Annotated in this window: 19 protein-coding genes and 1 other annotated feature; of the genes, 2 read left to right on the top strand and 17 right to left on the bottom strand. The window is 44.3% G+C overall.

What is annotated here, in order from left to right:
- The first annotated feature begins 122 nt into the window (after positions 1–122).
- Positions 123–638 (top strand): hypothetical protein, encoded by a 516-nt coding sequence (locus C5Z25_RS02840; protein ID WP_105451240.1) that lies wholly within the window; start codon positions 123–125, stop codon positions 636–638.
- A gap of 19 nt (positions 639–657) precedes the next feature.
- On the opposite strand, the gene C5Z25_RS02845 is transcribed toward C5Z25_RS02840, so the two are convergent.
- The 11 genes from C5Z25_RS02845 to yfmF form a co-directional block, all read right to left on the bottom strand.
- Positions 658–3729, bottom strand: a complete 3072-nt coding sequence (locus C5Z25_RS02845) for a YfhO family protein (protein ID WP_105451241.1) — start codon at positions 3727–3729, stop codon at positions 658–660.
- Between the two features lie 188 nt (positions 3730–3917).
- The gene (mutL, locus tag C5Z25_RS02850) at positions 3918–5888 is read right to left on the bottom strand and encodes a DNA mismatch repair endonuclease MutL (RefSeq protein WP_105451242.1); all 1971 of its coding nucleotides are present in this window, start codon (positions 5886–5888) and stop codon (positions 3918–3920) included.
- 27 nt (positions 5889–5915) lie between these two features.
- Positions 5916–8555, bottom strand: a complete 2640-nt coding sequence (mutS, locus tag C5Z25_RS02855) for a DNA mismatch repair protein MutS (protein ID WP_105451243.1) — start codon at positions 8553–8555, stop codon at positions 5916–5918.
- A 26-nt stretch (positions 8556–8581) separates the two neighbouring features.
- The gene (locus C5Z25_RS02860; protein ID WP_105451244.1) at positions 8582–9388 is read right to left on the bottom strand and encodes a TIGR00282 family metallophosphoesterase; all 807 of its coding nucleotides are present in this window, start codon (positions 9386–9388) and stop codon (positions 8582–8584) included.
- A 129-nt stretch (positions 9389–9517) separates the two neighbouring features.
- The gene (gene rny, locus C5Z25_RS02865) at positions 9518–11077 is read right to left on the bottom strand and encodes a ribonuclease Y (RefSeq protein ID WP_105448749.1); all 1560 of its coding nucleotides are present in this window, start codon (positions 11075–11077) and stop codon (positions 9518–9520) included.
- 357 nt (positions 11078–11434) lie between these two features.
- On the bottom strand, positions 11435–12562 hold the full coding sequence (recA, locus tag C5Z25_RS02870; RefSeq protein ID WP_105451245.1) for a recombinase RecA: 1128 nt from the start codon (positions 12560–12562) through the stop codon (positions 11435–11437).
- 91 nt (positions 12563–12653) lie between these two features.
- Positions 12654–13916 carry a competence/damage-inducible protein A gene (locus tag C5Z25_RS02875; RefSeq protein WP_105451246.1) on the bottom strand — a complete coding sequence of 421 codons (1263 nt, stop codon included), beginning with the start codon at positions 13914–13916 and terminating at the stop codon, positions 12654–12656.
- Between the two features lie 143 nt (positions 13917–14059).
- Positions 14060–14644 carry a CDP-diacylglycerol--glycerol-3-phosphate 3-phosphatidyltransferase gene (gene pgsA / locus C5Z25_RS02880; RefSeq protein ID WP_105448752.1) on the bottom strand — a complete coding sequence of 195 codons (585 nt, stop codon included), beginning with the start codon at positions 14642–14644 and terminating at the stop codon, positions 14060–14062.
- Positions 14645–14666: 22 nt separating this feature from the next.
- Positions 14667–15560, bottom strand: a complete 894-nt coding sequence (locus C5Z25_RS02885) for a helix-turn-helix domain-containing protein (RefSeq protein WP_105451247.1) — start codon at positions 15558–15560, stop codon at positions 14667–14669.
- A gap of 106 nt (positions 15561–15666) precedes the next feature.
- The gene (gene yfmH / locus C5Z25_RS02890) at positions 15667–16968 is read right to left on the bottom strand and encodes an EF-P 5-aminopentanol modification-associated protein YfmH (protein ID WP_105451248.1); all 1302 of its coding nucleotides are present in this window, start codon (positions 16966–16968) and stop codon (positions 15667–15669) included.
- Positions 16959–18230, bottom strand: a complete 1272-nt coding sequence (gene yfmF / locus C5Z25_RS02895; protein ID WP_234002775.1) for an EF-P 5-aminopentanol modification-associated protein YfmF — start codon at positions 18228–18230, stop codon at positions 16959–16961. The genes yfmH and yfmF overlap by 10 nt, the downstream gene beginning before the upstream one ends.
- Positions 18231–18444: 214 nt before the next feature.
- On the opposite strand from yfmF, the gene C5Z25_RS02900 reads away from it, so the two are divergent.
- Entirely contained in the window at positions 18445–19800 is a 1356-nt protein-coding gene (locus C5Z25_RS02900) for an aspartate kinase (protein ID WP_105451249.1), read from the top strand.
- Positions 19801–19946: 146 nt separating this feature from the next.
- Here the strand turns inward: C5Z25_RS02900 and C5Z25_RS02905 are convergent, their stop codons facing one another.
- The 6 genes from C5Z25_RS02905 to mreD all read right to left on the bottom strand — a co-directional run bounded on the left by C5Z25_RS02905 (position 19947) and on the right by mreD (position 24543).
- Positions 19947–20774: an amino acid ABC transporter substrate-binding protein gene (locus C5Z25_RS02905; protein WP_105451250.1), complete on the bottom strand. Its 828-nt coding sequence runs from the start codon at positions 20772–20774 to the stop codon at positions 19947–19949.
- Positions 20775–20785: 11 nt separating this feature from the next.
- Positions 20786–21427 (bottom strand): amino acid ABC transporter ATP-binding protein, encoded by a 642-nt coding sequence (locus C5Z25_RS02910; RefSeq protein ID WP_105451251.1) that lies wholly within the window; start codon positions 21425–21427, stop codon positions 20786–20788.
- A gap of 12 nt (positions 21428–21439) precedes the next feature.
- Positions 21440–22081 (bottom strand): amino acid ABC transporter permease, encoded by a 642-nt coding sequence (locus C5Z25_RS02915; RefSeq protein WP_105451252.1) that lies wholly within the window; start codon positions 22079–22081, stop codon positions 21440–21442.
- A gap of 165 nt (positions 22082–22246) precedes the next feature.
- Positions 22247–22479: a binding site (T-box leader), on the bottom strand.
- A 47-nt stretch (positions 22480–22526) separates the two neighbouring features.
- Positions 22527–23333, bottom strand: a complete 807-nt coding sequence (gene minD, locus C5Z25_RS02920) for a septum site-determining protein MinD (RefSeq protein ID WP_105451253.1) — start codon at positions 23331–23333, stop codon at positions 22527–22529.
- Positions 23333–24001 carry a septum site-determining protein MinC gene (locus C5Z25_RS02925; RefSeq protein ID WP_105451254.1) on the bottom strand — a complete coding sequence of 223 codons (669 nt, stop codon included), beginning with the start codon at positions 23999–24001 and terminating at the stop codon, positions 23333–23335. Before C5Z25_RS02925 ends, minD begins: the two co-directional genes overlap by 1 nt.
- A gap of 23 nt (positions 24002–24024) precedes the next feature.
- Positions 24025–24543, bottom strand: coding sequence for a rod shape-determining protein MreD (gene mreD / locus C5Z25_RS02930; RefSeq protein WP_105451255.1), 519 nt, complete (start codon positions 24541–24543; stop codon positions 24025–24027).
- Positions 24544–24553 lie beyond the last annotated feature (10 nt).

A 24553-nucleotide genomic window follows, 5' to 3' on the forward strand; every position in this document is an offset into this window, starting at 1 on the left:
CAATTACGTGGTCGCTTAATACCGCTAGTCTTTCAAATGCAAATTAGTCAAAATCTGTCTGACTAGACTTGCCGAATCGCGTCAAAACATGCTATGCTCAGGACCTCAGGAGGTTATTTTCTATGCAATTAAATCCTTTTACCGCCGTCTTACCCAGTGCGACTGGCTTAACAAAATTAAAAAATAGCACCACACCCTGGACAGCCGCCGATGAACACATCCAAACAGGTGCCAGTTATTATTGGTACGAACTGACTCAAAATGGCATTCATCAATGGCGTCTCATCGCCCAATGGCCGGATGATGTCACCGTCACCACCATGGTTCCGGGACCGATAAATACCGTGCTCTATCCGCAACAACCCGTCATTGAAATGTTAATTGATGATTGGGTCGGTCATTTTCCTAAAGCCTTTGAACTAACCGATGCGGCGGGTATCACCCACCGGCTCTGGCAGATTACCGATGCCGACGTCAATGCCGACATTACGACAGCTATGGCCCCCGTTGAACCTCGGCAGACTTGGTTAACCACCACCAGCACACCGTTAGTCATGCTAGTTACCGACCAAGAATGGGCCAAATTCAAGACGCCCGTCACCATTCCAGACCATTTCATTAATCTACTCAAAGTTTAACTGACAAGACCGATGGCACCTAGCGTCGGTCTTTTTTGCACCACCAATGCCAGCTAAGCCACCCCACTAGCCCGACACTAATTACCCCACTAAGGACACTTAACCACAGTCCCAGCCTTAACCCTGGCGTCCGATAAGTCAATTTAATGACGTGTTTGCCAGCCGCTAAGTTGGCCCCAACAAAGGCTTTATTGACTACTTGAGTGGCGGTCGTGTGACCATCTACTTGTAACTGCCATCCGGTTGAATATGGGATACTCGTCGTTAACACGGTGGGCTTAGTCGTCGTGGTGGTCCCGGTCACCTGATTAGCGCTAACCTTTAAGTGCGCTAACCCTTGGCGTTGTAATTTTTGCGTTTGCCGAGTATAACTTTTACCGAACGGCACGGCGACTAATTCAGCCTGCTTGAACTTTAAGCCTTGGACCTGCGTAAAGTTTAAGGTAATGACTTTGCGCGCATGAGTGCTGTACCCCAAATTGATGACTGCTGATTTCCGGGGCTCATAATCAGACATGTTGGTCGTCCCTAATTGACTAAAGCTAGCAAGATTATCCGTCGTTTGCGCCGTCAACGTATAACCACTGGCACTTAAATTGCCTTTTAAGCCATCCCGCAACCGATTGATTTGATCAATTTTAGTATTGGGGCGGGCCATTAGCGTACTAGTCTGCTGACTAACCGTCATAGCATGTTGAATCGAGGACCGTTGATAAGTGATGCCTTTTAAGACCAAATAAAGTTCCGTATGCCGATATTTTTTCGGCTGCTTAATCGTTAATTTGACCGGTAAAGCATGACCTTGAACATCACTGGTTAACGCAGTCAAACCGTTTTGATTGGCCGCTTGGTTTTGAGTAACTATTTTTTGATTAGCCGCTACTAAGGCCAATACTTTTTTGGTTGGCATGGTCATCCCAGTTGCCGGAGCCAAGCTTTGACGTTGTTCCGGCGTTAACATGATGGTCGTCGCTGGCAACTTCGATAAAATATTATTCGAACTACCAGTTGCATGTTGATTGCGATAAATGATTACTTTATCCGTCGAATCTAACGTCGTCGTATCATCGGTTTGGGCCGTATAAGCCACTGCTTGACTTCGAGACCGTGGTCGGACTGTCGTGACACCCTTCGCTGGTGTCGTCGTTAAGGCGCCTTGTAGTAGCGCTTGTTCTCGGTCAACCGCTGATAAGCGATCAAAAGCCGTCGTTGTCAATTGTTGCGTCTGCGTATACACCAGCGGTAACGCGCTTTTAGATGCTAACAGCACCGTGCCCGTATGATTACTCAACCCATATACAAATTGATCGGCGTAAATTTTAGGCAAGCCTTTAGCCGTCTTAACGACCCGATAACCAGCCGGTAGGGCTTGCCCTTTCAACTGATCTTCGCGAACAAACAGATAGCGCACCCCTAATAAATTACTTAAGGTCGTCCGTTGATCCAATGTTCCCAACGGTGAATTCATCGCATAATCCACATTACCTAAAGCTTGGCTCAATTGACCAACGTACGCATTTTGCACGGAAAAATATGATCCAACTGTGTGTGTGCCTAAAACCATTGGAATATCACTTTCAGCCGAACGCATCGTATAGTAATTTGGACCTAATGCCGTGCGATAAAAGCCCTGTTTCGGTAAATTAGCTTGGGCCCCGTCTAAGTATCCGTGAACCCACTTCAGCGCCGTGCCCTGCCGCAACTGTTCACTACTCCCCGAAGTCGTATTAATACTCAACCAACCCAAACCATTATTAGCCAAGTTCAGCGTGACCATCCCCATCAGGAGCCAATTAAATTGTCGGTGCGATAGTTTCAGACTCGTTTTAGCTAACAGTAACCCCATTAAAGCCAATAAAATCAGGTAAGTGGCAATGTCATGTTTACGAATATTTAAATAAAAGCCATTAATTAACCAGATGACACCTAACAAGCCACAACTGATTCCAGCGAGCCATTTTAAATCGGCCGCTGTGAGGTGTGGTAACTGGTCAATAAAAATCATCGTGGCATAGGCGAACACCAACGTTGCCATCAATAACCAACGATTAGATGGTGTCGATAAAACATTGAAAACCGCCGCAAATGCCGGCACTAAAATTCCCACTAACATCGCCAGCAAGACCCAGTTCAAATAGCGGTAGCGTTTGAAATGCCGTAAGGTGTAAATCGCCCCGATGAAACTAATACTACTGAGTCCTAAAGTAACCCAATATTGCACGCTCCCGCCATTAGTTAATAACCGGTTCGGCAAATTAACGTAATAGTTGATTGGATACGTCCACAGACCATTGGCAAAATCAAAGCTCGTTCGTGTCGCATGTAACATTGCAAAAATGGTGGGCACCAAAATCGCCCCCGCCATAGTCACGCCGAGCGTCACCGCTACTAATAACCGCCAGAACAGCCCCCAAAACGACCGGAGTTGCGCGCCACTCGACCGCAAATGACCATAGCGGACTAACGCATAAATCAAACTTCCTAACGCTAATAAATAAGCAAAGTAAAAGTTACTCATAATCACAATTGCGGTGATCAAACTCAATGGTAACCAGTGATGCCCACGTAAAACCCGTTCAATTGCCCAACAAAGGAGTGGAAACCAAATCATGGGTAACAAAAAGAAGGGATGATGCATGCCCACGTAAAATGTATAGCCCGTAAACGTATACGTCAAAGTCCCGATCAAGCGACTGAGCCGACTGAAATGAAACTGCCGACTAAACCCTAAAAAGGCCAAACCGACTACATATAATCGCAAAACAATTAACGCTTGATAGCCAAATTCTAGCTTGGCTGGTGGTATCAACGCCACCAAATAATTAAATGGATCACCGACGACATAATAAGCAAACGTGGTTAATTGATCGGCACCTAACCCTAGGTTCCACGACCAACTAAACAAACTTTGCTGACCGCTTTGCAAGATATGCTGAAATTCCAATAGGATTGGAAAATGTTGCGCCATGCCATCGACTTCCCAAATCAAAGTCCGGCCGGCCAAAAACAAACTACCAAATGTAATCGTCGCAATGACTGCAAATAGACCTGTGTACCACACCCATAACGGAATTTTTCGTAATTTAAGCAAACTCTGGTCCCCTTTATTAATTGTGGCACGCCACAATCCCCATTCTAAATGCGTTAAAATAATGGTTTAATTTTACCATGAAACCATTATTCGTCACTAATTTGCTGACAATCTTTAGGGTTTTCTACTGATTAAATTTCGTATGTAACAAAAAACGAGTTTGAGCAGACCCCCAAACTCGTTACTGCCTATAATGGCTGTTGCGCATCGTGATTATCTTGAATGCGTTTGAACATTTTTTCCATATCGGAATTGGTAAAGTGAACCGTCACTGGCCGACCATGCGGGCAGTTAAACGGATTCTCACAACTTGGTAATTTTGCTAATAACGCCTGTGCTTGCCGATCATCTAAATGATGATTGGCTTTAATGGCCCGTTTACACGACATCATAATCGCCGCTTTTTCGCGGAATTGAGCGACAGTTAGCTTATCGTCTTGGAGCAACCAATCCACCATCTCTTTAATCGTCTCGGTCTCTTGACCGGCTTTAAACCATGTTGGATGAGTATGAACAATAAAACTATTGCCCCCAAAAGCTTCTAGGTTAAGCCCTAGCTCCGCCAATAACGGCAACTTCTCTTGGATTTTCAGGACATCACTAGTCGGATAATCTAGAATAATTGGGACTAACAAGTTCTGCTGATTCGGACTGACCTCACCAATTGCTTGCCGATAATACTCATAATTAATCCGCTCTTGTGCCGCATGTTGATCCAAGATATACATGCCATCTTCCGCTTCCGCTAATAAATACGTGCCATGCATTTGACCTAAATAGCGTAACGTCGGAAAACGCGCCGCAGCTGGGGCGGTCGTCGTAGCCGGTTGAATCGCAACCGTCGCCGGTTCAACCGGTTGTGGCTGCGCTGGTCCAAACGGTTGGACACTGGCCTCAGCCTGATACTTTTCATCAAACCGAGTGACCGCTGGCGTCGTTAACTCAGTCTGATCACTAATCATAATCGGCGTGGTTGATGTCTCTGTGGCGGCACTCGTTGCCGCTGACGAAGTCGCACTGACCGGACTAGCTGCCGTCGCAGTCAGTGGCGTCGTCGAGGCGGTCAACTGGGGCTCATACTGCGAAGACGCCGCATTCAAGTCAATCGCTAATTGATCCGTATTCAGCCGTTCTCGTCGATGACTACCCAGATTAGTTAACGCCGATGGAATTAAATTAATTTGGGCTAACCGGTCGGTGATTGTTGTACTAATAAGTTTAGCTAATTCAGGTTCTTGGCTTAACCGGACTTCTTGTTTTGTCGGATGCACATTCACATCCACTAATAAGGGATCCATCGTCAAAGCGATGACCGCAATCGGGTAGCGACCGACCATTAATTTTGACCCATAGCCTTTAATAACGGCCTTCGTTAACTGCTGATTTTTAATGGCGCGACCATTGATTAAAAGCGAAATATATTGCCGACTAGCACGGGTCAATTCAGGTAATGCAATGTAGCCCTTCACCTGATAGTCTGCCGTGGTGCCCTCAATGGCAACCATTTTACGGGCATTTTGGACGCCATAAATTCCGGCAATCACCTGTTGCAAATCACCACGTCCAGCTGTTTTCAGTAACTCTTTTTGATTATGCACTAATCGAAACGCTACCGCTGGATAGCTCAACGCTAACCGATTAACCACATCTAAAAGATTGGCTAATTCAGTTTGCGGTGACTTCAAATATTTTAACCGCGCGGGCGTATTGAAAAACAACTCAGTGACCGTAATATCAGTGCCTTGACGCAATGGCGCTGGTTTTTGTTGTAGCAGTTTGCCCCCTCGATAATGAATCTGGGTTCCCGTCTCACCAGTACTCGTCTGCAAAACGACATCTGCAACTGACGCAATACTAGGTAACGCTTCACCCCGAAATCCGAGTGAGTGCACTCGAAACAAGTCTTCACGTGACGTGATTTTACTCGTGGCATGCCGCTTAAATGCCGTTAAGACATCATCAGCGGCGATGCCAGTGCCATCATCAATCACCCGAATGGATTGGACACCGGCTTCCGTCACTAAAACATCAATCCGCGTGGCCTGCGCGTCCAACGCATTTTCAACCAGTTCTTTCACTACCGATGCCGGTCGTTCCACAACTTCCCCAGCGGCAATTTGATCCGCTAAAACGGATGATAATTCATGGATTTTTCCCATCGCAATCGGCCTCTTTTTCTAAAAAACTTACTTCTCTAATTTCTGTTGCCATTTATATAATTGTGTCATGACATCCATTGGCGTCATCGCCATCAGATTCAATGTCTTCATTTGTTGCAGTATCTTTTCACCCTTGGTATCCGTTAACGTGGGTTCACCAAACAGCGACAGTTGTGTCTCCGCAGCGGGGTCCGGGGTAACGACTGATGCTGACGCCGGTTCACTAACCGTTGGCGTCACGGACGCTACTGCTGTCGATTCAGCGGGTTCCGCTGTCGTCACCGTTGTGGCCTGACTTTCCAAGTGCGTCAAAATCGTGTTCGCCCGTTTGAGCAAGTTCGTTGGCATCCCCGCTAGCTTTGCAACGTGGACCCCGTAAGATTTATCGGCCGCACCGGGTTCAACTTTATGCAAAAAGACTAACTCGCCATTTTGTTCCGTCGCTCCCACGTGCACGTTTTGTAACCCTGCCAGTTCCTGATCCAAGGTTGTTAATTCATGATAGTGGGTTGAAAATAACGTCTTAGCATGAATGTGATTATGCACAAACTCAATAATTGCTTGCGCTAACGCCATGCCATCATAAGTCGCCGTTCCCCGACCAATTTCATCAAATAAAATCAAACTGTTGGCCGTCGCATGCTGTAACGCATTGTTCGCTTCTTGCATTTCAACCATAAAGGTACTCTGCCCAGAAATCAGATCATCCGTCGCCCCAATCCGAGTAAAGATTTGATCAAATATCGGTAACTGTGCTTCTTTAGCTGGCACAAAACAGCCAATTTGTGCCATGATAACCATCAAAGCTAACTGCCGCATATAGGTGCTTTTCCCAGACATATTCGGGCCCGTGATGAGTAAGACGGTTTCGTCAGGCGTCATTTTGACATCGTTTGGCACATAGCTCTGATTCCCCATCACCTTTTCAACCACTGGATGCCGCCCATCAACAATCTGCAAATCATGCGACTTAGTCAACGTCGGCCGGACAAATTGATAATCTTCACTCACAACCGCAAAACTTTGGAGCACATCAATTGCGGCTACCGCCTTAGCCAAGGTCTGAAGTCGTTTGATAGCCCCTTTAACCGTTTCACGAACTTTCGTAAAGAGTTCATACTCGACTTGGGTAGAATGGCTCTCAGCTTCTAAGATTAAGCTCTCGTGGGTTTTAAGCTCTGGTGTACTAAAACGTTCAGCGTTCGTTAATGTCTGTTTGCGTTCATAACGGTCGGCTGGTAGTTGGGCCAAGTTAGCCTTAGTCACTTCAATATAGTAGCCAAAAACCCGGTTAAAGCCAATCTTTAACGTTTTAATGCCCGTCGCTGCTCGCTCTTGGGCTTCAAGTTCGGCAATCCATTTCTTTCCATTATTCATGGCATCACGATACTTATCGAGTTGTGGATCGTAACCGTCCTTAATCACACCGCCATCGGTAACCGATAAGGGGGCTTCTTCAACAATCGCTTGTTCAATTAAGTCAGCCACATCTTCGACCGGGTCTAACCGACTCACTTCATCTTTAAAGACCGTCGCATCCAACTCAGATAAAATGTACCGTAATTTAGGGATTTGACGTAAAGAGGTCTTTAATTGAATCAAGTCGCGACCATTCACGCTCCCAAAAGCAACCCGGCCAGCCAGCCGTTCCAAATCATAAACTTTTACAAGTTCTTCTTGTAAATTACTACGTTCAAAATAATGATCTAATAACGCCGCAACTTTATTTTGCCGAGTTTCAATATCCGCCTGCACAATCAGAGGACGTTCTAACCATTGCTTTAATAGCCGACCACCCATGGCCGTTTTAGTTTCATCTAACAGCCACAGTAAGGTCCCTTGCTTCTTCCCCGTCCGAATTGAGCGCATTAATTCCAAATTATATTTAGAATTATGATCTAATTTCAAGAAATACGACGGTTCATACGCAATTGCTTTTTGTAAGTGCGCTAAGCTACGTTTTTGCGTCACGTTGATATACATTAGCAAGTGCGCAACCACTTGTTTTTCAAGTTCAATCGTCAAATCTTGAGTTAAGTAACTTAACTCTGCCTGTAGTTCAACTTGATTTTGTTCAGAAATCAAAATATCAAGGGCTTTAATCTGTTGCCGCAACGGGGTTGTGACCGAATCGTCCACCACAATTTCTTTCGTCTGTAAACTAGTCAACTCATTGATTAAGGCGTCATTCGTCGTTAACAAGCTAGTTTTAAGTTCCCCCGTCGACAAATCGGCATAGGCAAACCCATATTGGTCTTCCGCTTGCACCAAGGCTGTCAAGTAATTATTGGACTTGGCCTGTTCGGCACCACGTTCCAACGTCGTACCAGGCGTCACTAATTGAATGACTTCCCGTTTAACCATGCCCTTAGCAAGCTTAGGATCTTCCATCTGTTCACAAATCGCAACTTTATAGCCCTTATCGACTAAAATATCAATATAATTTTGAACCGCACGATGTGGTACCCCACACATAGGGATTGGGTTGGCCGCCGAATGATTTCGCGTCGTCAACGTTAACTCTAAGAGCTGGGCGCCTTTAATGGCATCGTCAAAAAACATTTCATAAAAATCACCGAGCCGATAAAACAAAAATGCATCTGGGTATTGGTCTTTAACCGCAAAGTATTGGCGCATCATCGGGGTATCTTTGGTTTTTTGTGGCACTGTTGTTCCTACTTTCTATTTGAAAATTAATCATCAAAATATGGGTGATCAGGATTAATTAAAATACGTTGAATCTTTTTCGCATGCCCCGTTTTACCATCCACATCAATCAAACAACCAGATAAGACGGCGGGACTATCTTCTTGTACATTAAAACGTGTCGGCATCTGTTCCAAAAAGCGACCAATGACATTTTCACGTGTCATCCCTAAAATTCCATTATAAGGACCTGTAAAGCCAACGTCACTTAAAAAGGCTGTTCCGGCTGGTAGGACCCGATTGTCACTCGTTTGAACGTGGGTATGCGTCCCAATAACCGCACTAACTTGCCCATCGAGATACCACGCCATCGCTTCTTTTTCACTAGTTGTTTCCGCATGCAAGTCGATAAAAATATTGGGCGTCTGTTCCCGTAATTCTTTAATGAGTGGTGCCACAGTCAAGAATGGATTCGCAAGATTTTGTCCCATAAAAACATTGCCTTGTAAATTAATAACGGCTAATTTTTCCGTATTGACGTTCACCATCGTATAACCGGTACCAGGGGTCGTTGCGGTCGGGAAGTTCAACGGCCGTACTAACTTTTTCGCATCGCCAATGAAGTCAAAAATTTCATCATTATCCCACGTGTGGTTTCCCATCGTGATTACGTCGGCGCCTGCCGTTAGAAAGTCCTTGTAAACTTCCCGATTAATGCCACGTCCACGAGTAGAATTTTCACCATTCACAATGGTCACTTGGGGCTTGTAACGTCGCTTCAGTTTTGGCAAATACGTCTCAATTGCCGCCTGACCGACATTACCCATTACATCACCTACAAATAGAATTCGCATAAATTGCTCCCTTGTTTAAGTTATACCAATTATTTTAGCATTAATTTCCATCGAAAAGTGAATTCATTCTTTGGCTTTGGGGCAAAAAAAATAAGTTTAAGACAAAATTGTCTTAAACTTACTGCCAAATTATTTAGCGTAATCAACTGCACGAATTTCACGAATCACAGTCACTTTAATGTGACCTGGATATTCAAGTTCATTTTCAATTTGCTTTTTAATATCGTGTGCCAAAACAGTTGCCTGTAAATCAGAAATCTCTTTTGGTTTAACGATGACTCGAATTTCACGACCAGCTTGAATGGCATAGCTCTTCTTGACGCCATCCTCATCATTCGCAATCGCTTCAAGTTTTTCAAGTCGATGGATATAATTCTCCAACGACTCACTTCGAGCCCCTGGACGCGCTGCAGAAATAGCATCCGCAGTTGCAACCAAGACCGCAATAATTGATTTTGCTTCAACATCCCCATGATGTGACGCAATCGTATTGATTACAGTTGGACTTTCTTTATACTTAGTTGTCAATTCCACGCCAATTTCAACGTGAGAGCCTTCGATCTCATGATCGACGGCTTTACCAATATCGTGTAATAACCCTGCGCGTTTCGCTACAGTAACATCTTCACCAAGTTCAGCGGCCAAAACGCCCGCCAACTTCGCAACTTCAATTGAATGATTTAATACATTTTGACCATAACTAGTCCGATAATTCAATCGGCCCACCATCTTAATCAAATCAGGATGCATCCCATGCAAGCCTAAATCAAAGACAGTTTGTTCCCCGGTCTCACGAATCTTTTCATCCATTTCTTTCCGGGCTTTTTCAACCATCTCTTCAATCCGTGCCGGATGAATCCGACCATCTTGAATTAATTTTTCGAGCGCAATTTTAGCAATTTCGCGTCGAATTGGGTCAAATCCACTCAAAACAACCGCTTCTGGGGTATCATCAATAATTAAATCAATCCCCGTAAGCGTTTCAAGCGTCCGAATATTTCGACCTTCACGACCAATAATCCGGCCCTTCATGTCGTCATTTGGCAAGGAAACCACTGAGACGGTGGTTTCAGAAACCATATCCGCCGCACTTTGCTGAATCGCTTGCACGATTAAGTTTTTGGCTTCCTTTTCAGATTGCGATTTAACTTCGTCCGTACTTTCTTTGATCATCACGGCTCGCTCATGCGTTAATTGATCCCGCGTTTGCGTTAAAATCCGTTCCCGCGCCTGGTCTTGTGACAAGGCGGCGACCTTTTCTAATTCAGCTTGACGTTGCGTGATTAGTGAAGCTGCACTTTGTTGCTGTTGTTCAACCCGTTTTTGCTCATTGGCAATTTTATCTTCCTTTTTGCCTAAAGCGTCCTCGCGTTTTTCAAAAGTATTCTCTTTGTGGTCCAAAGTTTCTTCGCGCTGTAACAACCGGTCTTCCTGCTTTTGCACTTCATTCCGGCGTTGCTTCAACTCGTTTTCTACTTCAGATCGATAACGGTGACTCTCTTCTTTGGATTCGAGAATCTTTTCCTTTTTTTGAGTCTCCGCTGCTCTTTTAGCCTCAGAAATAATACCTTCGGCGGTGTTCTTGGCCACGTCCAACTTTTTCTCTTGGACATTCTTACGAACATAATAACCAATCCCATAGCCGACAACAATTGCGATGACTGCGAGGATTATACCGAAAACATTCATGTTTCCACCTCCGCATCACCAAAATCCAGTTAACATAAAATCAACTACAAATTTTCAGATGTTATATTTTGATTACTTACACACTTGTTATTCTAATGTTTGAAACTAGCAGTGTCAACTTAAAGTCTTATGTGAAGCCATTAATTTCCCGGTCATCCGCTCATCAATGACCAATTAATCAGCCACTAAATCCGATTCTTCATCACTTGTGTGTCGACTAAAGCAACGCTACTTGTCCCCAAACATCGTCGCTACCTCTGGCTAATAGTTCGTTTTAATTGCCCTAGTACTGGCATCAAATTTTTGCACAACAAAAAAAGACGCTTGAAAATTTATCCAAACGTCTCAGGTTTAACTTTATTTATCTTTTTTAGTGTCATCTAAATCGAGCTTAATGGCCGCTTTTTTGTCCGGTGCTTTACCCGCAGCTTTATCATTAGCTGCCTTCGGGTCAGTCCGCTTACCATCCACGGCTTCAGTCTCTTCATCGGCAGAAGCATCCATCCCATAAGCATTCCGAACTTTCTGACGAATTTCGGTCATGACATCTGGATGTTCAACCAAGTATTTCTTCGCATTTTCACGGCCTTGACCAATACGGTCTTCACCATAAGAATACCAAGAGCCACTCTTCTTAACGATGTCTTTATCAGCAGCCATATCCACGATTTCACCCGTTTGTGAAATCCCATGACCGTACATAATATCGACTTCAGCACGTTTGAATGGTGGCGCAACCTTGTTCTTGACAACTTTGATCCGAACTCGGTTCCCAATAATATCGGTCCCGTCTTTAATCTGTTCCGCACGCCGAACTTCCAAACGAACGGTTGCATAGAACTTCAAAGCCCGACCACCTGGGGTAACTTCAGGATTACCGAACATAACCCCAACTTTTTCACGAATTTGATTAATAAATAAGGCAATGGTTTTAGTCTTATTCAACGTCCCAGATAATTTCCGTAACGCTTGTGACATTAAACGAGCTTGCAACCCAACGTGCGCATCACCCATTTCGCCTTCAATTTCAGCACGTGGCACCAAGGCTGCAACTGAATCGACGACTAAAATGTCAACTGCCCCACTAGAAACTAAGGCGTCCGCAATTTCGAGCCCTTGTTCACCAGTATCTGGTTGTGAAAGCAATAAGTCATCAATGTTAACGCCTAAATGTTCCGCATAAACGGGATCTAACGCATTTTCAGCATCAATATACGCAGCCGTCCCGCCTTGCTTTTGCACTTCTGCAACTGCGTGCAACGCAACGGTCGTCTTACCAGAACTTTCAGGACCATAGATTTCAACGATGCGGCCGCGGGGATACCCACCAACACCTAAAGCATCATCGAGGGCTAGGGACCCACTAGAAATGGTCGAGATTGCTGTATTAGCAGCATCCCCCATTCGCATAATGGCGCCTTTACCGAAGTTCTTTTCAATTTTTTTTAAGGCAGCATCTAGTGCCGCTTGCCGTGCATCAGCCAAATTATTTCCTCCTTTGGTTCTCGCTCTTAACTCTTAATATCATAGCGGTTCATTTACATAAATGCAAGCAAAAAGCGAACAAAAGTTCGGTTTATTTTTTAGTCCCTTGATCAGCTGCTAATGTCCGCCGTAATAAATCAAGTCCGGCCATCACACTACGCTCGCGAATCTTTTGGCGATCCCCCGCAAAATGATATTGCTTGGCAATCGTTGGTTGATCACGGTAAGCTAGGCCAATCCAAACCGTGCCAGCTGGCTGACCTTCAAGCTCATCAGGACCAGCAACGCCCGTAAAACTTAAGGCGACAGCCGTATTCAGTTGGGCCCGGCCACCAACCGCCATTGCCATCGCTGTTGCTTCTGATACCACCCCAGCTTGATCAATCGTTGCCTGTGGCACCCCTGCTAATTGATGCTTAGCAGTATTGGCATATGTCACCAGGCCACCGGGAAAGATGGCTGAAACCCCTGGAATACTGCCAATAGTACTCTGGAACAATCCCGCCGTCAGACTTTCAACTGCCGTCAGACTCAGCTGCCGCGCAATCATCGTCTCAATAACGACTTGTGCCAACGAGTTGTCATCACCGTACCCATAAAAGTAGTCGCCAACCTGGGTCTTAATTTGGGCTTCCACCGCATCTAAAGCAGCGGTTGCATCCGCTTGAGTCGCAGCTTGCGCACTCAAACGGAGCGTGACCTCATTGGTTTTTGCATAAGGTGCAATTGTGACCGCTTGTTGGGTCGCAATCAAATCCTGTAATTCCGTCACTAATTGCGATTCACCAATGCCGAAAAAGCGTAACACTCGGGAATAGATTTGGGCTTGCTGTCCATACGCTTGCTGGAGTCTAGGCTTAGCTTCCGTATCAAACATCTTCTTCATTTCTCGTGGTGGTCCTGGTAATAAGACAAAGTCCGCGGTATCCGGATTTTGATAAAAGGCCCCTACGGCTAACCCATTATGATTAGTCAGCGGTTGTGCGCCTTGGGGATAAAGTGCTTGCAACCGGTTATTTGTCGTCATCACTTTACCCGTTTGGGCAAACCGCTGTTCAATAACTTGCATCGCTGGGTCATCTTCAACTAATGGAACGCCTAGATAGGCCGCCAATGTTTGCTTCGTTAAATCATCCTTAGTAGGCCCTAATCCCCCCGCTAAGATAACAAGATCGTTGCGTTTCGCCGCAATGGCAATCGCAGCTGTTAGGCGGGCGGGATTGTCACCCACTACCGTTTGATAATAGCTGTCAATGCCTAATTCAGCTAATCCCTGTGCAATATGGGTACTATTGGTATTCGTAATCTGGCCGAGTAAAATTTCAGTACCGACCGCAATAATTTCTGCTTGCATTAATTCAATGGCCTCCTGGTAACCCGTTTTTGTGGTTACATTAATTATATACGAAATTAATTTGATTCGACACTCAAAGGATTGGGTGTATTGACCGAAAAAGTTCCGTTAAGCCAGTCTGGCCCAACGGAACTTCCATATTTTTATTTAAATCCGTCGGCAAAAACGTCACGATTCTGGACAAAATAATCAATGCCCGAATAAATCACGAAGAAGAGACAGATGTACAACATAATGCTAGCAAACGGAATATTAATCGCCGCAAACAAGACATTGTTTAACAGTAAAAAGATAATCGCAATCATTTGCGTGGTTGTCTTAATCTTACCTGGCATGGCAGCAGCCATGACCTGACCATTATTTTCAACGATTAAGAGCCGTAATCCAGTCACAGCTAATTCCCGGCACATAATAATGGCCACGACCCAATCGGGGGCCATGTTCAAGCGAACCAGCACAATAAACGCAGTCATCACTAGCATTTTGTCGGCCAAGGGGTCTGCAAATTTCCCAAAATTAGTCACTAAGTGGTTGCGTCGTGCAATCTTACCATCCGCTAAATCAGTCAATGATGCCCCAGCGAAAATAATCGTTGCGATAACTTGGGTCACTGGAATCGTGGTGCCCGCCCATACAACTTGGCCCCAACTTAATGGTAGAACCATAATTAATAAGAAGACAGGAATCAAGATAATGCGAAAAACGGTTAATTTATTGGGTAAATTCAAAATACTAGCTCCTCTACAACGTTTATTTAATGGTTAAAGTAATCGTCCGAACTTGGGTCGAACTGTTCTTGGGATTAAAGTTAAACTGCTTGCCGTTGATGGTCACTGACGTCGCCGCAGCGTTCCCAAATTGGAACTTAACCGTGCTGGCATTCGTTGGTAACGTCAACGTATGCGTGCCATCTGCAGTCAAGGTGCCTTGCCAAGTTTGGGTGCCATCAGTCGTAACTGAGGTCCAAGCGGCTTTGCTAGCCTTAACAACGACTTTGTTTTTATCCGCGCCATTTGTCAACGTATAAGCAGTATCACTGCTCCCATTGGCCTTAATCGTTTGTTCAGTCGTTGACTTTTTGGAACTATCCTTCGCGGCACGACTACTACTAGCAGCTTTTTTAGCGCTAGCGGCCGCTTGCTTACTGCTAGTATTCTTCGAGCTAGAAACCTCGACAGATGAACTGCTAGCAGTATCGGCTGAACTGGCCCCCACATGAGTCCGGACGGCCATAAACCAGATGAATAGTAAAATTAAAACAACAATTGCCGTTACAATAATCGTTGGCAAATAGTTGCGCACCCGACTACCCGTACTGGTGGGTTGTTCTCGTGATTCAGTCCGTGTTGGTTGAACCTCATCAACATTTTGCACAAAAGTTTCGGCATGGGTCTTTGGTAATTCATCGCGATATTCTTCCAATAACGCATTCCCATCTAAATCGACCGTGTCGGCGTATTGTTTAATAAAAGCCCGGACGTAAAAATCGCCTGGTAACTTATCGAACTGTTCGTCTTCAATCGCAATCAAATAACGTTTTTGAATCTTGGTGATTTGTTGTAAATCATCAATCGTCAAACCTTTCGTTGTTCGTGCGGCCTTTAAACGGGCCCCAATCTTGCTTTTTTCTTCATTTTCACTCATTTGACTTTTTTCGCCACCCTAAGTCTAGTTTTCAAAATCTTTCGCTTCATAGTATATCACAGCCAACTCAATAGTCGACTAAGACGAAACGAAATTTCACGGTTCCTTAACCCTTCGTTGCTGGTCGGATTTGATATTCGCTAATTGCTTGCGACGTTAGCAGTTGGGACGCAATTGCTTCGATATCAGTTAACGTCAAGCTGTCGATAATTGCGGGTTCATCAAAAATTGTTGCCGGCCCATAAAGTCGTTGATCATAACGACTCGCAATTGCTTCCAATGAGTTAGCCATAAAAACGACCCGTCCAATCATTTCTTGCTTCACAATGGCTAATAACTCGGTTTGGTCCATAACTGCCGTTTGCCAATGTTCAATGACCTCAATAATGGCGGCATCAAACGCGGCAGGATCGTCAGTTTCACCACTAAACGTAATGAAGTTAAAGCCATTTTGTAGCTCAAAATCATACCCAAAGGTATCATCAATAATACCTTGGTCGTATAAGCGCAAATAATTTTTCGAGGTATCGCCAAATAATAATTCTAATAAAACGTTAACCCCCGCACGATATTTAAGCGCTGCTAAGCCAGGCTCAATCGGTGTTAACCCTTTCACACCAACAATAGCTTTTGCCCGGTTAACTGGCATATCAATGGTCCGATAAGGAATAATATCATGTCCATCCGTGGCAGTTGCTGGAATCTTCCGTTCAATTGGTTGGAAATCATCAAAATGCTTAGCCGTTTGATTAGTCGTAATCCAGTCTAAAACTTCATCGGGGTCTAACTTACCGACCACAAATAATGTCATGTTTTCAGGATGATAAAAGGTCCGATAAGCAGCATATAAATCATCCGCCGTAATTTTAGCGATGGATGCAGCCGTACCAGCAATATCGTATTGGAGTGGATGATTAGGATACAAGTTGCCAATCATCCCAAAGTACAACCGCCAACTAGGATCGTCATCATACATTTCAATTTCTTGTCCAATGATGCCCTTTTCCTTATCAACCGTAGCCGGCGTAAAGTATGGCGCTTGCACAAAATCAAGCAAGGTGACCAAGTTTTCACGTAAGTTTTGTGTCGCAGAAAACAAATAACTTGTCCGAGTAAAACTTGTAAAGGCATTGGCACTAGCGCCGTATTGCCCAAACGTTTGGAAAGCATCATGGTCCGCTTTTTCAAACATTTTATGTTCAAGAAAGTGGGCAATGCCATCTGGGAAACGGTGCATTTCAGTGTCACCGGCTGGGACAAAAGTATTGTCAATTGAGCCATAATTGGTCGTAAACGTTGCATAAGTCTTATGGAAATCTGCCTTTGGTAACAGCATGACCGTCAAACCATTAGCGAGTTTAGTTTGGTAACTCACTTCATTAAATTGCTCATATTTTTTTACTTGCATGCTGTCGCCCCACTTAAAAAGAAGCCTTGGTTTAAGGTAACTAACTGCGCAACGGCCTTAATTTGGTCACGAGTGACGGCCTTAATTTGGCGTAACCATTCCGCATCCGTCACCGTCCGTTGCGTCAAATCATCAATCAAAGCCTGAACGGCAAAAGTCCGTTGACTGTCTAGGCTTGACTCAAAATCATTAATCAAGCCGAGCTTCACTTGTGCCACTAACTCATCCGTAAAGTCCCCGGCTTGAATCGCCGTTAATTGGGCTGCAATAATGGCTAAGACTTGATCATGGTTTTGCCCGTCAATACCGGCCTGCACCTTCATAACGCCCCGAAAGGTATCTAATGAGCTACTTGCGTAATAGGCTAAACTGGCTTTTTCCCGCACGTTCATAAAGAGCTTGGATAACGGCGAGCCACCAAATAGTTCATTAAAGACTAGTGCGGCATAATAATGCTCATCACGATAAAAGACCGGTAGATCATAACCTAAGTTTAACTTAGCTTGACTCAAGGCTTGAACCTCACTGGTTTCCACGTAAGTCCCCGTATTCTGGTGGCGATAAAAGGCAGCGGGTTTGGTTGTCACTGGTCGATCTTGAAAACCAATTGCTTGCCATTGAGCTAAGACTGCAGCTTCGTCTAGGTCACCCATCATGATAATATCCACTTGATCAGTCGCTAACAGCTGCTGATAATACGTGTAGACACCCGTTGCTGTTAAGGTCGCTAAATCTGCAACTGTTCCATAACTCGGCATCTGTTGTGCAACATCATCTGCAAATAGGGCCGCATTCAATTGTTGTGCCGCATAATACTGCTTGTCATCATCGACTGACTTGATTGAAGCTTTCAAATTCGTCACTTGGCGGGCAAACGTCGGCTCATCAAAATGACCCGCTTGCGCTAAAGGCCGAAAAATCACATTCTGTAAGAATTGAATCGCTTGCGCAGTTAACGGCTGTTCGGTCGCTAAGAAACGCTCGTTGGGTACTGTAATGGCTAATTGTAAGCTGTGGGTCGGTCCTTTGCGACTGACACCAGCACCAAATGCCGCACCATACATACCGGCTAAGGCATGGGCCAACGCCCGTTGATCGGGATAGTCTGCGGCGCTCGTTTCTAATAAGTTGGCTAATAACGCCCGTTGGGTAATTGTCGCCCGATTAATGGGCGTTCGAAAATTAACAATAATTTGATTGGTTTTGAATTGATGACTCATAACGGTCGTCAATTGTACCCCTGCTGCTAACTGAGATTGCAAATTAAAATCCTCCTTGCATATGTACTAAATAATAAGCGAAAGGCTCTGCCGACGCAACTTTCCACTTTGAAACACCAGCTAAATCATTTAGTTGCAGTGGTCAGCGGCACTTTTTATTTGAATATGAGATTTTTATGAGTCGAGAATAACATTGCAAACTCGGGGTTTGTCTGCTATTCTTTTCAGTATTGATATAATCGAGGAGCGATTTAATGTGAAAGTAATTAAATTTGGTGGCAGTTCGCTTGCCAACAGTACCCAACTGAAAAAAGTGCTGTCAATTGTCAAAGCTGATGACCAACGGCGTTATGTGATTGTTTCGGCCCCAGGTAAACGGTTTGACGGCGATACCAAAGTAACTGATTTGCTTATCCAATACGCGCGCTTGACGATTCATCATCAAGCCACAGCTGCCATTGTCCAGACTATTATTGACCGCTACGCCGAAATTGGTCATGGATTCAACGTGCCAGAAGCCCAATTGACCCCCATCTTCACGACCATTAAGAATTTACCGAACCAGACCTACGCCGACAATACGTATTTAATGGCAGCCTTTAAGGCCCACGGTGAACGACTTAATGCCCAACTGGTTGCCGCTGTGTTCCAACAAATGGGCCTCAATGCCCGTTACTTAGATCCTAAGGATGCTGGGATGGTTGTCACCGACGTCCCTGATGATGCCCAGCTTATTGCTAGCAGCTATGCTAACCTGGCAAAATGGGCAGCTAGTGAACAGATTCTAGTCATTCCTGGCTTCTTCGCTTACAATCGCAATGGGCAGATTTGCACGTTCTCACGGGGCGGCTCTGATATTACCGGGGCAATTGTTGCACGTGGGGTGCAGGCTGACCGGTATGAGAACTTTACTGATGTAGATGCCATTTATGCGGTTAATCCGAAGCTGGTCCACCAACCAGCTGCCATCAGTGAAATGACATTCCGTGAAATGCGGGAACTCTCCTATGCAGGTTTCTCAGTTTTTCATGACGAGGCTTTAATTCCGGCCATTGAGGGTAACATTACAGTCAACGTCAAGAATACCAATCATCCGGAAGCCCCAGGAACGCTAATTAAGTCGACCCGGGCCTGCAATACCGCTTATCCGGTGACCGGGATTGCAAGTTCTTCAAGTTTTTGCTCATTATATTTACGAAAATACCTTTTAAACAAGGAAGTTGGCTTTGGTCGCAAAATTCTAACAATTTTAGAAGACCACCATGTTAGTTATGAACATATGCCATCTGGGATTGATGACTTAACGATTATCTTCGATGAGCATCAGTTAACGACTGCCTTAGAGACCGAATTAACGGCCGAGATTGCCGCTGCCGTGCAGCCAGATGAGCTCTATTTCACCCATGACTATTCCATTTTAATGCTAGTTGGAGAAAACATGCGCAACCGGGTCGGCATTATGTCACGCGCCGCAACGGCCCTCGCTCAACATGGCATTAAACTAATCATGGTTAATCAAGGCGCCTCTGAAATTTCAATTATGTTCGGTGTTCATGATCGTGATGCCGACCAAGCGGTTATTGCCTTATATCATGAATTTTTTAAAGCTTAGCTAAAAGCCGATTCGTTTACTTTTGGGACCCGTTTTGGTCCACCTGATGATCAATGTAAAACAGTCGCCACAAGAAGTTAACTTCTTGCAGCGACTGTTTTCTTTTGTCCAAAGCTGGTCCTCGTTTAGTTAAGCCTGCAAGTCCGCTAATTAGTGGTACCGAACCATTTTTCATTGATTTTAGCCAAGGTGCCATTCGCCTTCAAGGTCTTTAGACCAGCATTGATTTTACTTTTCATCGTCCGATCACCTTTACGGAGACCGACTGCAAAGTCTTCGGACTTAAAGTTACCTTGGGTCTCTTGGTAATTCGCTGAGTTGGCTTCGTGCTTAATATAATAATTGGCATATACGTTATCAATCAGTAACCCTTGAATCCGACCAGCATTTAAGTCTAAGAAAGCATTATTAAAGGTATCATATTGTACCGGTGTTTTTTTAGCAATTTTGTCTTTTAACAGTTTGGGGTTATTTTCGAGTGATTCATAACCCGATGACCCCGACTGAACCCCTAGTGTCTTTCCCGTCATATCGTTGAAGGAACTAATTTTATTTTTCTTCAATGAAACTAAAATCTGCTTATTCTTTAAATAAGTATTGCTAAACGCAACCACTTTTTCACGTTGTGGATTCTTCGTGTAACCATTCCAAATCAAATCAATCGTGCCATTGCGAAGTTCCGTTGCATTCATCGACCAATCAATCGTTTGGAAATTCACTTTAATCCCATATAACTTGAAGACTGCCCGGGCTAAATCAACGTCATAACCGACTAGCTTCCCAGACTTTTCGCGAAATCCCATCGGCACAAAACTATCATCTAAGCCGACAATCACGTACCCACGCTTCTTAACCTTCGCCCAAGTATCCTGAGTGTTAGCGCGTTGTGTCACACTCTGACAACCAGATAAGGTCCCAACAACCCCCACCAACATGACCACGAGTAAGCACATTGAAATTATTCTTTTTTTCATGCCAAGGCCCCCTATTTGGTCGTATTTGGTTCAACGTGTAACACATCATCCGCAATATTTTGTGCAAAGGTTAAATCATGGGTTACGACAATTTGCGTCATACCGTCAGCTTTTAAGCCTAAAATTAATTTTTCAACTTCTTGACGCAAATTTGGATCTAATGCTGACGTTGGTTCATCATAACAAAGAATGTTAGGCTTCATTGCTAAGGCCCGGGCAATCGCAACGCGTTGTTGTTGCCCACCAGAGAGTTGGTATGGATATTGATCAGCGTGATCGCCTAAGTCCAATCGGTCCAATAACTTTTGTGCTTGCTGATTGGCTGCCGCAGCATTTTCTTTTAGGACCATCGTCGGTGCTAACGCAATGTTTTGCAACACGGTCAAATGTGGAAACAATTCAAAATTTTGAAAAACTACTCCAATCACACTCTCATTACTCCGATTCGTATACGGATCGAATGCTTGACCATCCACTAAGAACTGACCACTATCGACTTGTTCCAACCCGGTAATACACCGTAACAAAGTTGTTTTACCAGCCCCTGAAGGCCCTACGATACTTAGGATTTCCCCATCTTTAACGGTCAAATCCAATTGCTTGATAATAGTCCGATTTCCAAAACTCTTTGTGATTTGTTTAAGCTCTAACATGGCAAGGCCTCCTTATTTCCAGTAACTGTAACGTTTTTCGACTTGACGTAACACAAAGGTCGTCACCCCAGTCAGTAACAAATAAATGATACCAACTAAAACTAATGGTACTAAGGTCACGTCCCGAGCGGTTGCGACGTTGCCGGCTCGTAATAAGTCGCCCAAGCCAATGACATAAACCAACGATGAATCCTTGACCAAGTTAATCACTTCATTACCCACGGATGGCAAGACAATCTTAACTACTTGTGGAATGATAATCTTACGAATCGTTTGTGGATAACTCAACCGTAAGACCCGGGCACTCTCATACTGACCATTATCGATTGATTGCAAGCCACCACGGAAAATTTCTGCGAAGTAAGCCGCATAGTTTAGGATAAAGGCAAACAGTGCCGCATCATAACGTTGGAAGACAACTCCGATTAGGGGTAATCCATAAAACACGAAGATTAATTGGAGTAACAATGGTGTTCCTCGCATCAGCCAAACATAAAAAGTCAACAGCCATTGTAATGGTTTAATATTTGAAATTAATCCCAAACTAATTAATAACCCCAATGGAATCGATCCGATTAGCGTCCAAATAAAAATCTGTAGCGTCATGCCGGCGCCGGATAATAATGATGGCAAAATTTCTGAAATATAATGCATAAGCTTAACCCTCCCAAATTTAATTAACAGTAACAAAAAAGTCCCCTTGAGAAAAAATCTCAAGAGGACGTCTATGCGCGGTGCCACCTCACTTCGCAGCAACCTCACAGTCACTGCCTCAGGGAGTTTAGTGATAATAAAAAAATCGTCCCTAGGTCTAAAACCTAAGAGGACGATTAATATCGCGGTACCACCTCAACTTTATCAATTGCTCACGCAACTGAACTCAGCGAGTTTATCACTAAACTCCACCGCTAACGAGGCCAACCGGAACAGCTTACTTCGTTCAGCCATTCAACTCACAGATGTGGTTCGTTGTTTAAACGTGATCGACTTTCCAGCGCCGTCGACTCTCTGCTCACCGTCTAACCAACTACTCTTCTGTTCTTTGTTTTTTAATGTTGTTCTCATATTAACCAAAACTTAACGCATCGTCAAGTCTTTTTTATTTATTTCGATGAAAAATACCAGTAATCCGTGACCAGACCCCTGGTTTTTTGGTTTCAAGATTCATTAAAGGTACCGTCTCGCCCTCTAAACGCCGCGCAATATTTCGATAACCTTGTGCAGCCGCATTTTTAGGATCTAACACAATAGGTTCCCCATTATTAGAGGTCCGAATCACTGCATCATCGTCAAAAACAATTCCTAACAAATCAATGGACAAATGATGGGTAATCTCATCAATATCCATCGTTTCACCATCTTGCATCATCCGGCGCCGAATCCGATTAATCACTAACTTAGGCGCTTCTGCTAATGGATATTGTTCCAATAAGCCCACGACCCGATCAGCATCACGAATGGCCGAGATTTCAGGCGTTGAGACAATAATCGCCGCATCAGCCCCAGCAATCGCGTTCATAAAGCCGCGTTCGATCCCAGCCGGACAGTCTAACAAGACATAGTCAAAATCAGGCTTCAATTCCTCAACCAATGCTTTAACTTGGTCCGGATTCAAAGAATCCTTATCCGCATTTTGAGCCGCTGGTAGTAAGAACAATAAGTCGTCAAAACGTTTATCTTTAACTAATGCTTGTCGTAACTGAGCCCGATTTTCAACCACGTCGACAATATCATACAAGATTCGATTATCAAGGCCTAAAATGACGTCTAAATTACGTAACCCAATATCTAAATCAACTAGGCACACTTTTTTGCCCATTAAGGCTAACGCCGTCCCGAGATTGGCCGTCGTAGTTGTTTTACCAACACCGCCTTTACCTGAGGTAACGACAATTGCTTTTCCCATCAAAGATGTCCTCCATTCCGCGTGAATAATTTTGGTCGTACACGTTTGAGTTGATTCAAGGGTTGATAATCAAGCACCTGAATATCGTTAATATAAACAACATTCGTGCCGGTCACAATCTTCTCTAAATCAACCAATTCTAATAATTCACCAACCCGCACCCGAGGAACGGTTGCTAAGTCGCTCACAATCACGGCATCATTATGATCAGGATAGCCAGCCTCTAATGCACCAGCCACTTCACCCATGACAAAAATACTACCGGTTGCGCGTAAGATACCACCTTCGTGAATCTTACCGAAAAATAACACGTCCCCCGTCACAGCAATCACTTGCCCATTACGGATAATTTGATTCACTAAGTGGACCGTATTGCGATCAATCATGGCTAAGGCATCCGCCGTCACAATAACATCAGCCGTTAATTTATGAATACTAAATAACGGATAACGATTGACCAGCTGAGTCACTTGCTTAGTTTGGTCGGCCGTTAACAACCGACCTTCAGTACTCATATCAAAAGAAATTTGTTTTTCAGTCGTATTGTCAACTTGCATCCGGGTTAACAAGGCCTTCAGATCAACCATGATTTCATCGAAACTGGCGGCTTGCCGAAAAATCAAGTCATAGCCATCATTGCTGGCTTTTAAAACCACACTTTGCTGCATGTTAATTCCTTTCCACCGACTACTTAATTAACCCTTAGATACAACTGCCGTACCGGATAATACAAAACAACGAAAATAGCTAAGTTGACGGCAATCGTCGGGCCTAGCGTATAGACCGCAAAGTCAGTTATGTTACTGGTAATCACTTTCCCAATTAAGTACCAAATGTACACAAATGATTCAACAATCGTCAAATTGATAATGTAAACCATCAGCATGGTCAAAAAATTTAAATCCAACCACGGCTTAAATTGACGACACAAGTACACCACTAATGGCAAGGCCAGTAGGTAGACGCCAAAAACGCCTGTATAAAACCAATCAAAAACCAAGCCGGCAAAAGCCGACCAGATTCCAATGGCCAGTTCATTCCGATCATCTAAAAAGACAGCGAACACAATCCATAGTAGGACTAAGTGCAACACACTGGAATATGGATATTTAAATAAACTGCCAGCAAACACGTTGGACAATGACCCATCTAAAAACAAGGCAATGAATAGGCCCACCGGAAAGATTATTTTTAACCGTGAATACCTCAATATGATGGCC

The sequence above is a fragment of the Lactobacillus sp. CBA3605 genome (genome assembly GCF_002970915.1).
Taxonomy (GTDB): domain Bacteria; phylum Bacillota; class Bacilli; order Lactobacillales; family Lactobacillaceae; genus Lactiplantibacillus.

Excerpts from the sequence above, each read along its gene's own strand:
- C5Z25_RS02840 (WP_105451240.1), top strand. The coding sequence starts at position 123 with ATGCAATTAAATCCTTTTACCGCCGTCTTACCCAGTGCGACTGGCTTA.
- mutL (WP_105451242.1), bottom strand. The coding sequence starts at position 5,888 with ATGGGAAAAATCCATGAATTATCATCCGTTTTAGCGGATCAAATTGCC.
- C5Z25_RS02860 (WP_105451244.1), bottom strand. The coding sequence starts at position 9,388 with ATGCGAATTCTATTTGTAGGTGATGTAATGGGTAATGTCGGTCAGGCG.
- rny (WP_105448749.1), bottom strand. The coding sequence starts at position 11,077 with ATGAATGTTTTCGGTATAATCCTCGCAGTCATCGCAATTGTTGTCGGC.
- C5Z25_RS02875 (WP_105451246.1), bottom strand. The coding sequence starts at position 13,916 with ATGCAAGCAGAAATTATTGCGGTCGGTACTGAAATTTTACTCGGCCAG.
- C5Z25_RS02885 (WP_105451247.1), bottom strand. The coding sequence starts at position 15,560 with ATGAGTGAAAATGAAGAAAAAAGCAAGATTGGGGCCCGTTTAAAGGCC.
- yfmH (WP_105451248.1), bottom strand. The coding sequence starts at position 16,968 with ATGCAAGTAAAAAAATATGAGCAATTTAATGAAGTGAGTTACCAAACT.
- C5Z25_RS02905 (WP_105451250.1), bottom strand. The coding sequence starts at position 20,774 with ATGAAAAAAAGAATAATTTCAATGTGCTTACTCGTGGTCATGTTGGTG.
- C5Z25_RS02910 (WP_105451251.1), bottom strand. The coding sequence starts at position 21,427 with ATGTTAGAGCTTAAACAAATCACAAAGAGTTTTGGAAATCGGACTATT.
- C5Z25_RS02915 (WP_105451252.1), bottom strand. The coding sequence starts at position 22,081 with ATGCATTATATTTCAGAAATTTTGCCATCATTATTATCCGGCGCCGGC.
- minD (WP_105451253.1), bottom strand. The coding sequence starts at position 23,333 with ATGGGAAAAGCAATTGTCGTTACCTCAGGTAAAGGCGGTGTTGGTAAA.
- C5Z25_RS02925 (WP_105451254.1), bottom strand. The coding sequence starts at position 24,001 with ATGCAGCAAAGTGTGGTTTTAAAAGCCAGCAATGATGGCTATGACTTG.